General features: G+C 75.5%; 3 protein-coding genes. All 3 read right to left on the reverse strand.

What is annotated here, in order from left to right; translation table 11 throughout:
* Positions 1–32: 32 nt before the first annotated feature.
* A complete protein-coding gene (locus FRAAL_RS17820; protein WP_011605199.1) occupies positions 33–1,919 on the reverse strand; it encodes an HAD-IIIC family phosphatase in 1,887 nt (628 codons plus the stop codon).
* A 75-nt stretch (positions 1,920–1,994) separates the two neighbouring features.
* Positions 1,995–5,120 (reverse strand): type I polyketide synthase, encoded by a 3,126-nt coding sequence (locus FRAAL_RS17825; RefSeq protein ID WP_011605200.1) that lies wholly within the window; start codon positions 5,118–5,120, stop codon positions 1,995–1,997.
* A gap of 46 nt (positions 5,121–5,166) precedes the next feature.
* A complete protein-coding gene (locus FRAAL_RS35070; RefSeq protein ID WP_011605201.1) occupies positions 5,167–15,624 on the reverse strand; it encodes a type I polyketide synthase in 10,458 nt (3,485 codons plus the stop codon).
* Positions 15,625–15,628: the final 4 nt, after the last annotated feature.

Raw genomic sequence — 15,628 nt, forward strand, 5'->3', positions numbered from 1 at the left:
GCACCCGGTCCTCACAGGAACGCTCCGAAACACTACTGAGAGTCGGGAACGATGTCGCTGCCGACGGTCAACGACAGGTGCACCGGCACCGGCACGATGTCGACGAGGCTGTGGCGATAGCTCGTCAGCCCCTCGGAAGCGGTCTCGACGGCGAATCCGTAATGCGGGTAGAGGTCCGCGACCTTGCCGTTCTTGGCAGTCCGGCGATACTCGCCGTGGACGGCGCCGTGGCCGGCCTCCCGGGCCGCCCGCAGGACCGCGCCCAGGCAGGCCTGTTCGATGCCGCGGGCGAACACCCGGCAGCTGAGCAGGAAGTTCTCGATGTGCAGCCCATCGGGGCGAGCCCGCACGAACAGCGCCCCGACCGTCCCGTTGCTGCCGAAGCGGTCGGCGGCGACGATCGAGAGCACCCGCGCGGCCGGATCCGCCGCGAAGGCCCGCACGTCGGACTGCGACCGGCGCTCGGTGGTGAGGTTGAACTGGTTGGTCCGCAGGGTGAGCTGGGACAGCCGGGCCAGATCGGCCTCACCGGCCCGTTCCAGCACCACCGAGACCCCGAGACGGTTGAGGAACTCCTCCGCCGAGCCCGCGGCCGACAGGAACTCCGTGCGCGCCGACTCCTCGTGGTAGAGCCGGGTGCGGGCCCGATCCTCCACGGTCAGCTCGGTCGTGACGAACCAGCCGTCGGCGAGCAGCCGCTCGCCGTGCAGCGCGGGCTCCCCGTCCAGACCGATCACGGACACCTCCGGCAGCTCGGCGGCGACCGCGGCGCACTCGGCCTGGCTGTCGTCGACGAACACGACGCTGTCGAGCCCGACGTTGAGATCCCGGGCCAGGTCCCGCAGGTTGCCCGGCTTCGGCGCCCAGTTCGCGATCACGCGGACGAAGTCCTCCTCGCGCAGAACCATGCCGGGATGCTCGCGCAGCGCGGCCAGCACCGTGTCCTGGTCGTTCTTGCTCACCGCGGCCAGCAACACTCCCTGTGACTGGAGCTGGCGGACCAGCCGCTGGAACCGGGCGAACGCCTCCCCGCGGTAACCGGTGCCGACCTCGACGCCCTCGACCCCGTCATCACCGAGAACGCCGCCCCACAGCGTCTCGTCGAGGTCGACTGCGAGCACCTTCCTGGTCCGTCCCCCGCGCGCGCGGACCAGATCGCTCACCTCCCGGGCGTAGGCCGCGAGCAGGGCGTCGGAGAGGTGCGCTCGGGCGTAGGCCTCGAAGCGGGGTTCGACGACGGCCACCCCCGACGCCACGATCGGGTCGAGGTCGAGCACCGTCACCGGCCCGGCCGCCGCGCCCAGGCCCAGCAGCTGCGCGTTCGCCGAGCGCCAGGCCGCGCCGAGCCGCGCCCGGGCCGGATGGTCGAGCAGCTGCGCCGACCAGTACCTGGGCAGCGGCACGGTGTTGAGCACCAGCACCCCGGAGCCGCTCGCGCGGTAGCGCTCGACCAGCCCGGTCCACAACGCCAGTTTCTCGGTCAGCACCCGTTCGACGTCGTCCACCGTGAACGGCACGGCCACCTCGTCGAAGACGGCCGCCTGGTCCAGAACGCACAGGACGATGTCGGGCTGCTCGGCGTAGAGCGCGCTGGCCGGATCGCCCAGCTCGAAGACGTAGCTGTCGAAGTCGGCGACCCGTATCCGAGGCACCAGGCCGTGCCGGGCGAGCTGGCCGGCGAGCGCGGTCTGCAGGAGGTTCACCGTCCCATGGCCGGTGATCGTCACGGTGACGGCGGGAAGGTCGGGATGGATCCGGCGGACGGCGTCGGGGTCCACACCGGCCACCAGCCGCGCGGCGGCCAGCGCATCCGGCCCGGTGACGGCCCCGAGCAGCGGGCCGAGCGCCGGGTACCGGTCGGCCAGCAGGCCCGCTCGGTGCAGGGAGCGCACCTCGGCGAGCGCCTCGGCACTGTTCATCGTCCTCGTCCTCTCACGGATCGTCTGGAGATCGGCGGGGCCGCCGGGCCGGCGGGGCCGGCGGGCTGGTCTTGCTCAGGTCGCGAGCCCGCGCAGGCACGACACGAGCCCGACCGAGGTGTGGTGCTCGAAGACCGCGCTGGGCGCCAGGTCCAGCCCGGTGAGCCGGCGGATCCGGCCGGCGATCTCCAGCGCGGTGAACGAGGTGACCCCGATCTCGGTCAGGTCGTCGTCGGGATCGACCGACCCGGCGTCTCCCCCGAGCGCGTCGGCGACCGACTCGATGACCGTCCGGAGCAGGATCTCGTGGTGTTCGTGCTCGGGCACCCCGGCCAGCACGGAGACCACCGGCTCCGCATCCAGCGCCGACTCGGCAGGGGGTGGCGGCTCCTCGGGTACCGGCGACTCGGCGGATCCCGCCGCGGGCCGGGCGGCCACGAACCAGTAGTGCTCGTGCTGGAAGGGATACGTCGGCACCGCGGCCGGGTCGGCGAACGGCCCCGGGCCCAGCACCGCGGCCCAGTCGACCGCCACTCCGCGGCCGTGCAGCGCGGCCGCCGCGGCCAGCGCGGAGCGGGCCTGGGAGTCCGGGTGGCGGATGAGCGGGGTGAGCGCGACGGCGTCCGGCTCGTCCGCCAGGCAGTCGCCGAGCATCCCGGTCATCGTCGGGTCCGGGCCGATCTCCAGGAACGTGTCGACGCCGAGCTCGCGCAGCGCCCGGACGCCGTCGTGGAAACGGACCGTCCCGCGTACCTGCTCCGCCCAGTACCCGGGATCGGCGAGCTCACCGGCGGCGGCGACCCGTCCGTCACGGTTGGACACCACCGGGACGCTCGGCTGCCCGACCCGCAGCCCGCCGGCGAAGTCCATCAGCGCCGGCAGCGCCGCGTCCATGTGGGCGGAGTGGAAGGCATGACTGACCTTCAACGCCTTGGTCCGTAGCCCCTGCGAGCGCCACCGGGCCGCGAGCCGGCGCAGCGCGTCGGCGTCACCGGAGACCACGGTGGACCGCGGGCCGTTCACGGCGGCGACCGACACCGTCCCGGCCAGCTCGGCCAGGGCGGGACGCACCTCGTCCACCGGCGCACGCACCGCGAGCATGGCGCCACCGCCCGGGGCGGCCTGCATCGCGTTGGCCCTGGCCACCACGAGGCTCGCGACGTCGGTCAACGACAGCGCCCCGGCGACATGGGCCGCGCTGAGCTCACCGATCGAGTGCCCCAGCACGGCGGTCGGGGTGATGCCCCAGCTCCGCACGAGCCCGGCCATCGCGACGTGGGTGGCCAGCAGGGCCGGCTGGGTGAACTCGGTGCGGTGCAGCAGCCCCGCCGCCGACCCGGCCTCGGCGAAGACGACCTCCCGCAGGGACGGGCCCCCGCCGTGCTCCCGCCGGGCGTCGTCGACCGCGGCGCAGACGGCGTCGAACGCCGCCGCGTAGACCTCGGACCGCCGGTACAGCTCCCGGCCCATCCCCTCACGCTGCGTTCCCTGGCCGCTGAACACCAGCGCCACGCTCGGCGCGGGCAGGGCGCGGGTCACCGGCGCGGCGCCGGCGAGCGCGCCGAGCTCACGGTCCAGCGCGGCGGCGTCCGCACCCGTCGCACCGGCCCGGAAGCGGAACTGGGAACGCCGGATGGCCAGCGTCCGCGCGACCGCGGCCAGATCGGTGTCCGTGGGCGCGTCGCGCAGAAACGCCCGCAGCCGGCCGGCCTGGGCCCGCACCGCGCCCGGCGTCCTGCCGGAGACGACCCAGGTCACCGCCGTAGGCGGCGCGCCGCCCGGCCCCGGTTCACCCCGCGCCGGTCCGGCTGGGGCCGGTTCGGCTGGGGCCGGTTCGGCTGGGGCCGGTTCCGGGGGCGGGGCCTGCTCCAGGATGAGATGCGCGTTGGTGCCGCTGATCCCGAACGACGACACCCCTGCCCGGTACGGCCGGCCGAGCGCCGGCCAGGTCCGGGGTACGGCCAGGACCTCGACCGCACCGGTGGACCAGTCGACGAACTCGTTGAGCTCGGCGGCGTGCAGGGTCGGCGGCAGGACTCCGTGCCTGAAGGCCTCCAGGATCTTGATCACCCCGGCCACCCCGGCCGCGGCCTGGGTGTGCCCGATGTTCGACTTCACCGAGCCGAGGTACAGCGGGTGCTGCCGGTCCGGGTGCGCGCCGTAGGTGGCCAGCAGCGCGCCGGCCTCGATCGGATCGCCCAGCGCCGTGCCGGTCCCGTGCGCCTCGACGGCGTCGACGGCGTCCGCGCCCAGCCCGGCACCGCGCAGCGCGGCCTCGATGACCTTGCGCTGGGCGGTGCCGTTCGGTGCGGTCAGCCCGTTGCTGGCGCCGTCGGAGTTCACCGCGGAACCCCGCAGCACCGCCAGGACCGGATGGCCGTGTCGGCGCGCGTCGGAGAGTCGTTCCAGGACCACGATGCCCACGCCCTCGCCGAAGCCGGTGCCGTCGGCACCCTTGCCGAACGCCTTGCACCGCCCGTCGGCGGCGAGCCCGCGCTGGTGCGCGAACTCGACGAACACCCGCGGTGTCGCCATCACGGTCGCGCCGCCGGCCAGCGCCAGGTCGCACTCCCCGTGGCGCAGCGACTCCGCGGCGAGGTGCATCGCGACCAGCGACGAGGAGCATGCCGTGTCCAGCGTGAGGGCCGGGCCCTCGAAGCCGAAGGTGTAGGCGAGCCGCCCCGAGGCGATGCTCGCCGCGTTGCCGGTCATGAAGTAGCCGTCGAGCCCGGCCGGGCTCGCGCCCAGCGGCGGCGCGTACTCCTGGTAGATCAGGCCGGCGAACACACCGGTCCGGCTGCCCCGTAGCTCGCCGGGCACCAGCCCCGCGCGTTCGAGGGCCTGCCACGCGGTCTCCAGCAGCACTCGCTGCTGTGGGTCCATCGCGAGGGCCTCCTTGGCGCCGACGCCGAAGAAGGCGGCGTCGAACCCGGCGGCGTCCGCGAGGAAGCCGCCGACCTCGGGGTAGTCCCCGTCGGCGGCCCAGCCGCGGTCGCGCGGGAACTCGGCGATCGCGTCGGTTCCCTCGGAGACCACCCGCCAGAGGTCCTCGGGTGTCTGGATCCCGCCGGGGAAGCGGCAGGCCGCGGACACGATCGCCACCGGTTCCGGGGTGCGCAGCTCGGTGAGCTCGCCCTTCACCCGGACCAGCTCCGCGGTCGTCCACTGCAGGTAGTCGATCAGTTTCTGCTCGTCGGTCACGTCAGGTCACCTCCACGTCGGTCGTCCGGCGGCGGGCGGCACGGCGTCAGGGGCGCAGTTCCGCGTCGATGAACCGGAACAGCTCCTCGGCCTGGCTTGCGGGGGAACTGACGGTGATCTCCACCACCGGGGGAGGCACCGCCGGGCCGGCCTGCACCGGGGTGGTCGCCGGCGGGTTGGTCGCCGGCGGAGTGGTCGCCGCCGGGGTGGGCTGCGCCGGGACCAGCCGGTCGAGCAGGTACCCGGCCAGGGCGGCCGGGTTCGGGTGGTCGAACACGATCGTGGCGGGCAGGCGCAGGCCGCTCGCCCGGCCGAGCCGGTTGCGCAGTTCCACCGCGGTGAGCGAGTCGAAGCCGAGCTCCTTGAAGCTGCGATCGCCCGGGCCGTCGCCCTCGCCCGCGTCGCCGGCGGTGTGGCCGAGCACCGCCCGAACGTTGCTCACCACGAACTGTCCGACCAGCTCACGGCGACGATGTGGCTCGGCGTCCGCGAGTTGGGTGGCGAGATCCGCCACCACGGGCTGGGGGCGCGCGGCGGCCTGCGCCGGGCGGGCCAGCGACCGCAGCGGCGCCGGCAGGTCAGCCCCGGCCACCAGCCGCGCCGGGTCCAGCCGCACGGCGACCAACGCCGGCACGTCCGCGCCGAGGGCGGCGTCGAGCAGGGCGAGGCTGTGGGCCGCCGAGAGCGGCAGCACCCCGGCCCGGGCCATCCTCGCCTGGTCCGTCGCCGACAACGAGCCGGTCATCGCGCTGTCGGAACGCCACAGGCCCCACGCGACCGAGGTGGCCGCGAGCCCGTCGCGGGACCGGGCGACCGCGAGCGCGTCGAGGAACACGTTCGCCGCCGCGTAGGCGGCCTGGCCCGGGCTGCCCACCACGCCGGCCGCGGACGAGAAGAGCACGAACGCGGCGAGATCGACGTCCCGGGTGAGCTGGTGCAGGTGCCAGGCACCGTCCACCTTGGGCCGCAGCACGGCGTCGAGCCCCACCTCGGTCAGGGTGGCCAGGGTCGCGTCGCGCAGGACGCCGGCCGCATGCAGGACGGCGGTGAGGGGATGCTCGACGTCGATCCCGGCGAGGACCCGCCGCACGGCGTCGGCGTCGGCGACGTCGGCCGCCGCGAAGGTGACCCGCGCGCCCAGCTCGGTGAGCTGCGCGCCCAGCTCGTCGGCCCCCGGCGAGGCGGGCCCGCGCCGGCTGACCAGCAGCAGGTGCCGCGCGCCGTGCGCGGCGACGAGGTGGCGGGCGACGAGGGAGCCGACCCCGCCGGGCGCGCCCGTGATCAGCACTGTGCCCTCGGGGTCCAGCGGGCGCGACAGGCGCAGCACGATCTTGCCGACGTGCCGGGCCTGGCTGAGATGGCGCAGCGCCTCGGGCGCCCGCCCCGCCGCCCAGGCCGTCACCGGCGGTGGCGTGAGGACGCCGGCCCCCAGCAGGTCGGCCAGCTCGGCGAGCATCTGGCCGATCCGGTCCTCGCCGGCCTCCATCAGGTCGAAGGCGCGGTACTCGACGCCGTGCCGGGCCTGGATCTGCGCCGGGTCACGGACGTCGGTCTTGCCCATCTCGACGAACCGGCCGCCGGGTCCGAGCAGGCTCAGGGAGGCGTCGACGAACGCACCGGACAGCGAGTTCAGCACGACGTCGACACCGCGCCCGCCCGTCGCCAGGCGGATGTGCTCGGCGAAGGCCACCTCACGCGAGTTGGCCAGGTGATCCGCCGCGAGACCGAGGGTGGCCAGGAACGGCCACTTCGCGGGGCTCGCGGTGCCGTAGACGGTCACCCCCCAGTGTCGGGCGAGCTGGATCGCCGCGCCGCCGACCCCCCCGGCCGCGGAGTGCACCAGCAACGACTCCCCCGGCTGTACCCGGGCCAGGTCGCGCAGTGCGTAGTACGCGGTGAGGTAGACGGCGGGGATGGCCGCCGCCCGGGCGAAGCTCAGCCCGGCCGGGATCGGCACCAGCAGCCGGTGGTCGGTCACCGCGACCGGGCCGATCCCACCGGAGATCAGGCCCATCACGGCGTCGCCGGGTTCGATCCCGGTGACGTCCGCTCCGGTCTCGACCACGATGCCGGCACCCTCCGTGCCCAACTCGGCCTCGCCGGGGTAGAGCCCCAGCGCGAGCATGGCGTCGCGGAAGTTCAGCCCGCTGGCGCGGATCGCGACGCGGACCTGGCCCGGTTCGAGCACCGGCCGTGGCTGCCCCAGCAGGACCAGATCGTCGACGGTGCCGCCCTCGCCGCGGGCCAGCCGCCAGTCCCCCGCCGCCGGTGCGACCAGCGCCGGGCGCCAGCCGCCCAGCCGCGCGGCCAGCAGGACGCCGTCGCGCAACGCCACCTGGGGCTCGCCGCCGGCGACCGCGTCGCGGAGCAGGTCGGTCGACGGATCCGGCCGGTCGGTGTCAACCAGCACGATCCGGCCCGGCTCCTCCGCCTGCACGCTGCGCACCAGCCCCCAGATCGGGGCCTGCGCCAGCGCACCCACGCGGTCGCCGGGCACGGCGGCCACCGCGTCGCGAGTCAGGACCACGAACACCGCCTCCCGCAGCCGTTCGTCGGCCAGCAGGCGCCGCAGGTCGTCGAGCACACCGGCCAGCGCGGTGCGGGTGGCCTGCGGCACCGGGCCCGTCGCGGCGGGCAGGAGCAGGACCAGCGCGTCGGGCCGGTCCCGGCCCTCGTCGAGCGCGCCGAGGGCGGCGGCGAGATCCGGCTGGTCACCGCCGGAACCCACCGTCCACAGCCGGGCCGGACGGGCGCGGTGCGCGCCGTCCACCGGTTCCCAGCCGAGCCGGTACAGCAGGCCCGCCAGGCCAGCGACGTCCTGCGGTCGCACGGCGTCCAGCTCGCCCGCGTCCACGGTGCGCAGCGCCACCTCGTCGACCGCCGCCACCGGTGTTCCATCCGGCGCGAACAGGTGGACGCCGACGGCGTCCGCTCCGGTGCGGCGCAGCCGGATCCGAAGCCGGCCGGCCGGCGGCGCGGGCGCGAAACGACGCAGGCCGCGCCAGACGAAGGGGAGTCGCACCGCGCCGTCCACGGCGCCAAGCCCGGCCAGGCCGACGGCGTGCAGCGCGGCGTCCAGCACGGTCGGGGCGACGACGAAACCGGCCGGCCCGGTCACGGCGATCTCCGCCAGCACGGTGTCACCGAGCCGCCACGCGGCTGCCAGCCCCCGAAACGCCGGGCCGTAGTGGTAGCCGGCCGCGGCCAGCTCGTCGTACACGCGGTCCGTGGCAAGCGGCTGCGCCCCCGGCGGCGGCCAGGCACCGGGCAGGGCGCCGAGGTCGGCGGCGGCAGCGGGGGTCAGGGTGCCGCTGGCGTGCTCGGTCCAGGACGCGCCCAGCGATCCGGGCGCCGGCACGGCTCGGGAGTGGATCCCGACCTCCCGCGCGCCGTCGGCCGCCGGCGCCCCCAGGGTCACCTGGATCTCCACGTCCTGCCCGTCGGCCAGGACCAGCGGGGTGCGCAGCACCAGCTCGTCCACTCGCCCAGCCTCGACGACATCACCCGCCGACGCGGCCAGCTCGGCGAACAGCGCGCCGGGCACCAGGACGGTGCCGGCCACCGCGTGGTCGGACAGCCAGGGCTGGCTGGCGAGGCCGAGGCGGCCGAGCAGCAGCAGCTCGGGCCCGTGCGCCGGGCGTAGCGCCGAGGTGAGCAGCGGATGCGCCAGCGGCACGGAGCCGGCCGCGGGCGGTCCGACCGGGGCGGCGTCGAGCCAGTGCTGCCCACGGTCGAAGGCGTACGTCGGCAGGACCGGGAGGCCGGGGTGGCGGGGACCCACCTGGGCCCGCCAGTCGACGGCGACTCCCGCCACCCAGGCCTCGGCGGCGGACAGCAGGAAGCGGTCCAGGCCGCCGTCCCCCCGACGCAGGGTGCCGAGCGCCGTGGCGGCTGCGTCCGGCACCTCGTCGACGATGTCCTGGAGGCCGACGGTAAGCACGGGATGCGGGCTGATCTCGATGAACGTCCGGTACCCCGCGTCGATCGCCGCCCGCACGGCGTCCTGGAGCAGCACCGGCTGGCGCAGGTTGCGGTACCAGTACTCCGGCTGGCCGAAGTCGTCGGCGGACTGCGGGTCGAGCCGGGCACCCGTCACCGTCGAGAAGTAGTCCACCCCGGACCAGTCGTGCTCCTCGACGCGCGGCAGGACCCGCAGCAGCTCGTCGCGGAGCACCTCGACCTGCGCCGAGTGGGAGGCGTAGTCCACGTCGATCGGCCGGGCCCGGAACCCGTCCCGCTCGAACAGCTCCCGCGCGGCCTCGATCGCCTCGGCGGTGCCGGCCAGGACGGTCGAGTTCGGGCCGTTGAGGGCCGCCACCGACAGGGCGCCGACGGTGACGGCGGCGAGCGTCGCGTCGACCCGGTCTCGCGGCGCCGACACGGACAGCATCGCGCCGCGGCCCGCGATCGCGGCGAGTGCCCGGGAGCGCAGCGCCGCCACCGCGGCCGAGTCGGCGAGCGACAGCGCCCCGGCCGCACCGGCCGCGGCGATCTCACCCTGGGAATGCCCGATCACCGCGGCCGGGCTGACCCCGACGGACTCCCAGACCGCGGTCAGCCCGGTCATGACGGCCCACAGCAGTGGCTGGACCACGTCCACCGACTGGACGGGGCCGGCCGCGTCGACCTCCCCGCCGTCCCCGCGCAGCCGCTCGAGCAGGGACCAGCCGGTCACCGGGTCCAGCGCCGCCGCGCACTCGGCGATCCGCGCCGCGAAGGCGGGGGACGAGGCCAGCAGCTCCCGCGCCATCTCGGTCCACTGCGCGCCCTGCCCCGGGTAGAGGAACACCGCCTCCCGCTCGCCGTCGCTGTGCCCGCTCACGACGCCCGCGGCCGGTTCGGCCTGCGCCAGCGCGGTCAGGCCCGCGATCGCCTCGCCGTGGTCCCGGGCGACGACGACGGCGCGGTGGTCGAACTGCGGGCGGGTGTGCACCAGCTCGGCGGCCACCCCGGCCAGCGACTGACCGGGATGGCTGCGCAGGTAGGCGTGCAGCCGCCGCGCCTCGCCCCGCAGGGAGGCGGGCGACTTCGCCGACAGGACGAGGGGCACCGGTGGGCCGCCCGGCCCGCTACCGCCCGCCGCCGCGGCGTCGACCGTCGCGGCCGGGGCGCGCGACGGCTCCTCGATGATCACGTGCGCGTTGGTGCCGCTCATGCCGAACGCGGACACGCCGAACCGCCGCGTGCGCTCACCGTCCGGCCACGGGACGTCCTCGGTCAGCAGCGCCACCGCACCCCGGCCCCACTCGACGTGGCGGCTCGGTGCGTCGACGTGCAGGGTACGCGGCAGAACGCGGTTCTCCAGCGCCTGCACCATCTTGATGATCCCGCCGACGCCGGCCGCGGCCTGGGTGTGGCCGATGTTCGACTTGAGCGATCCCAGCCACAGCGGCGGGGCCGAACCACGGTCGGCGCCATAGGTCGCGAGCACGGCCCGAGCCTCGACGGGGTCGCCGAGGGTGGTCCCGGTGCCGTGCGCCTCCACGACGTCGACGTCCACGGCGGACAGCCCAGCGTCAGCGAGCGCCTGCGCGATCACGCTCTCCTGCGCGGGCCCGTTCGGGGCGGTCAGCCCGTTGCTCGCGCCGTCGGAGTTGATCGCCGAACCCCGCACCACCGCGAGCACGGGATGGCCGTTGCGCCGGGCGTCGGAGAGTCGTTCCACCACCAGCATGCCGACGCCCTCGCTGAACCCGGTGCCGTCGGCCGCGTCCGCGAACGCCCGGCACCGGCCGTCCGGCGAGAGTCCCCGCTGCCGGCTGAACTCGACGAAGATGGACGGGGTCGCCATCAGCGTCGCCCCGCCGACCAGGGCGAGGTCGCATTCGCCGTTGTGCAGCGCCTGCCGGGCGAAGTGCAGGGCCACCAACGACGACGAGCACGCCGTGTCGACGGTGACGGCGGGCCCGCGCAGCCCGAGGGCGTAGGAGATCCGACCCGAGGCCACGCTGCCCGCGCTGCCGGTCGACAGGTAGCCGCCGTGCTCGGCGGGGTTGCCGGCGGCGCGCGCGCCGTACTCGGTGTAGATCAGCCCGACGTAGACCCCGGTGCGCGAGCCGCGCAGCCGGGTCGGGTCGATCCCGGCGCGCTGCACCGCCTCCCACGACGTCTCCAGCAGCAGCCGCTGCTGGGGGTCGGTGGCACGCGCCTCGCGCGGATTCATCGCGAAGAACTCGGCGTCGAAGCCGGCGACGTCCCCGAGGAACCCGCCGCGGCGGGTGTAGGACGTGCCCGGCGTGTCCGGGTCGTCGTCGAACAGGCTGGCAAGGTCCCATCCTCGGTCGGCGGGGAACTCGCCGATGGCGTCCGTGCCCGAACTGACCAGCTGCCACAGGTCCTCGGGCGTCACGACGCCGCCGGGATAGCGGCAGGCCATGGAGACGATCGCGATCGGGTCGTCGGCGTCGCGCGCCCGGCGAGCGCCGGCTCCCGCCACGGCGCCCGGCTCGGCCGCCAGGTGGCGGGCCAGGTCGCGGGGAGTCGGAAAGTCGAACACCAGGGTCGCGGGCAGGCGCCGGCCCACGGCGCGGCTGAGATGATCCCGCATCTCCACCGCGGTCAGCGAGTCCAGGCCGAGGTCACGGAACGTGCGGTCGGGACGCACCACCTCCGCCGAGCGGTGGCCGAGCACACCGGCGACGGCGGCACGGACCGCGCCCAGCAGCGCCTCGACGCGCTCCTCCCCGGCCAGCCCGGCAAGCGCGTCCGGCGTGAGCTTCGCGGCGGCGGAGCGCCCGCCGACGCGTGCCCGCTGCCGACGGGCCCGCGTACGCGCGGGCGCCACCACGTCGACGCCCGTGCCGGTGGTCGTGCCGGTGGTCGTCGAGCCCGCGCCGCCGGCGCCGTCCACCGCACGCAGGGTCAGGCCGGCCACGGTCAGCACCGGCGAACCGTCGACGGCGAACGCCGCGAGCGCGAAGGCGTCGGCGCCGGTGGGCGTGAGCCGGACCCGCAGCTCCCGGGCGCCGGTGGCGTACAGGTGGACGTCGGTCCAGGTGAAGGGGACCACGGCCGGGTCGGTCGGCGCGCGCGGCCCGGTGGCCCGGTCGAGAAACGCGACCTGCACGGCGGCGTCCAGCAGAACCGGGTGCAGCAGGTAACCGTGCACGCCTTCCCCTTCGGGCAGCGCGAGGTCGGCGAACACCTCCCCGCCCGCCCGCCAGGCCGACCGGACGGCGCGCAGCGCAGGCCCGTAGTGGACGCCGAACCCCGACAGCGCGGCGTAGGCGGCCGGCAGGTCGATCGCCTCGGCGCCCGGCGGCGGCCACGATGCGGGGCCGGTCGCGACGGCCCCGCCGGACTCGTCGGAAGCTGCGAGCGAACCGGTCGCGTGGCGCCGCCAGGTCGCGCCGGGACTCTGCCCGCCGACGCGGGTGTGGATCGTGAACCGGCTGTCCTCCCCCACGCTCACCTGGGCCTCGACCGGCCCGTCCGGCATGTCCACCGGGGCGAGCAGGACCAGCTCCTCGAGGGCGGGCACACCGAGCCAGTCGCCGGCGGCCAGCGCGAGTTCGGCGAGGGCGGCGCCGCTGAGCAGCGTGCGCTCACCGAGGCGGTGCTGGCGCGCCCACCCCGGCCCACCCGGCAGCCGACCGGTCAGCAGCACACCCGACGCCTGGTCGACGACGATGCCCAGCACCGGATGGCCGGAGGCGGCGATCCCGGGACCGGCCGTGGGCACAGCGTTGGTGTCCAACCAGTGCCGGCTCTCCTGGAAGGCGTAGGTCGGCAGGTCGGTCAGCCGCCCGGCCGCCGCCGTGCCCCAGTCGACCGGCGTGCCCGCGGCGAACAGCGCGCCCGCAGCGGTCAGCAGCTGCTCGACGCCGCCGTGGTCGCGACGCAACGTGGCGAGCGCCCGCGCCGGCTCGGCCAGCCCGTCGAGCACCTCACGCACCGGGGCGACGAGCACCGGATGTGGGCTGACCTCCAGGAACACTCGGTGACCGGCCTCGGCGAGCGCCGCGACCGCCTCCGCCAGCCGCACCGGCTCACGCAGGTTGCGGTACCAGTAAGCGGCGTCGAGCTCCGCCGTGTCGATCCGGCTCGCCGTGACCGTGGACAGGAACTCGACACCCGCCGAACGCGGTCGCACCCCGGCGAAGGCGGCCAGCAGGCGGTCCCGCAGGGGCTCGACCGCGGCCGAGTGCGACGCGTAGTCGACCGGGATGAGCCGGGCGCGCACGCCCTGGGCCGTGCAGCCCTCGACCAGGGCGGCCACCGCTGCGGGCTGCCCCGCCACCACGGTGGCGTTCGGGCCGTTGAGCGCGGCGATGTCGATGCCGGGGAGGAGCCGGGCGCGCACGGCGGACTCCGGCAGGTCGATCGATGCCATGGCACCCGTGCCGGCGATCTCGACGAGCGCCCTGCTGCGCACCGCGACCAGTTCCGCCGCGTCGGCCAGCTCCAGCGCACCGGCGACGTAGGCCGCGGCGATCTCGCCCTGGGAGTGGCCGACCACGGCGGCGGGCTCGACGCCCAGCGCCCGCCAGGCCGCGGCCAGCGACACCATCACCGCGAACAGCGCCGGCTGCACGACGTCGACGCGCTCCAACGCCGCGCCGTCGCCGGTGAGCACCTCCCTGAGGTCCCAGTCGACGTGGGGCGCCAGCGCCCGCGCGCAGCGGTCCAGCTCCGTCCGGAACGGCTCGGACGTCTCCAGCAGCCCGGCCGCCATGCCCACCCACTGCGAACCCTGGCCGGGGAAGACGAACACCGGGCGGCCCGCGGTGATCGCCTCGCCGCGGGCCCCTCGGGTCGTCGGGAGGTCATGTTCGAGGGCGTCGAGCACCTCGTCGAGCTCGACGCGGCTCGTCCCCACCGCGACCGCACGGTGCTCCAGCGCGGCGCGGCCGTGCGCGAGGGTGTGCGCCACGTCCGCCGGGTCGGCCTCGGGATGGTCCGCCAGGAACCCGCGCAGCCGCCCGAGCTGGGCGTCGAGCGCCTCGGCGGTATGCCCGCTGACCACCCAGGCCACCGGCCCGGGTTGCTGTGGCCCGGGCGCGTCCGGGTCGATCCGCGGGCCGCTCGCCGCCGGCTCGCTCCCGGCTCCTGCCGGCTCACTCCCGGCTCCTGCCGGTTCGGCCACGGCCTGCCCGCCGTCCGGCGCGGGCGCCTGTTCCAGGATGACGTGCGCGTTCGTGCCGCTGATTCCGAAGGAGGAGACCGCGGCCCGTCGGGGCCGCTCGCGCGACGGCCATGCGATCGACCGCGTGAGCAGGCTGACCGCCGAGGAGTCCCAGTCGACGTGGGGGGTGGGGGCGTCCACGTGCAGGGTGGCCGGCAGCCGGCCGTGCCGCATCGCGAGCGCCATCTTGATCACGCCGCCGATGCCGGCGGCGGCCTGGGTGTGACCGATGTTGGACTTCAGCGAGCCGAGCCAGGCCGGGTCATCCCGGGTGTGCGCCCGCCCGTAGGTGGCCAGCAGCGCGTTCACCTCGATCGGGTCGCCCAGGCCCGTGCCGGTGCCGTGCCCCTCGATGGCGTCCACCTCGGACGCGGCCAGGGCGGCGTCGCTCAGGGCGGCCCGGATCACCCGCTGCTGCGCCGTCCCGTTCGGCGCGGAGAGCTGGGTGCTCGCGCCGTCGGAGTTGATCGCGCTACCCCGCAGCACCGCCACCACCGGATGGCCGTTGCGCCGGGCGTCGGAGAGCCGTTCGAGCAGCACCAGGCCGACGCCCTCGCCCCACCCGGTGCCGTCGGCGCCGGCCGCGTACGCCTTGCAGCGGCCGTCCGGGGACAGGCCGCGCTGGCGGCTGAACTCGATGAAGGTCGCCGGGGTCGCCATGACGGTCACACCGCCGACCAGCGCGAGCGAGCACTCGCCCCGGCGGATCGCCTGCGCGCCGTAGTGCAGCGCCACGAGCGAGGATGAGCAGGCCGTGTCGACGGTCACCGCGGGCCCCTCGAACCCGAACGTGTAGGCCAGCCGGCCGGAGGCGATGCTGCCGGCGCTGCCGGTGCCGATGAAGCCCTCGAAGCCCTCCGGCGCGCGGGAATGCCGGGAACCGTAGTCGGAGTACATCAGCCCGACGAAGACCCCGACCGGCGCACCGGAAAGCGACCGCGGGTCGAGCCCGCCCCGCTCCAGTGCCTCCCACGCGGTCTGCAGCAGCAGGCGCTGCTGCGGGTCGATGGTCAGGGCCTCCCGCGGGCTGATCCCGAAAAGGTCCGCGTCGAAGTCCGCGGCATCGTGCAGGAAGCCGCCCTCGCCGGCATAGCTGGTGCCGGGGGTGTCGCCGGCGGGGTCGATGAGCTCGTCCAGCGGCCAGCCGCGATCGGTGGGAAACGGCGTCACGGCGTCCGTCTGTGCGGAAACGAGATCCCACAACTGGTCGGGAGTGCGCACGCCCCCCGGATACCGGCAGGCCATGCTGACGATCGCCAGCGGTTCCCGCGCGGCAAGTTCGACGTTCTCCAGTTTCGCGCGGGTGGCGAGCAGCTCGTTTGTTGCGCGCTTGAGATAGCCCCGCAACCGTTCTTCGTTCGACATCTCTTCGTTCGACATCGCC

The sequence above is a fragment of the Frankia alni ACN14a genome (genome assembly GCF_000058485.1).
GTDB lineage: Bacteria > Actinomycetota > Actinomycetes > Frankiales > Frankiaceae > Frankia > Frankia alni.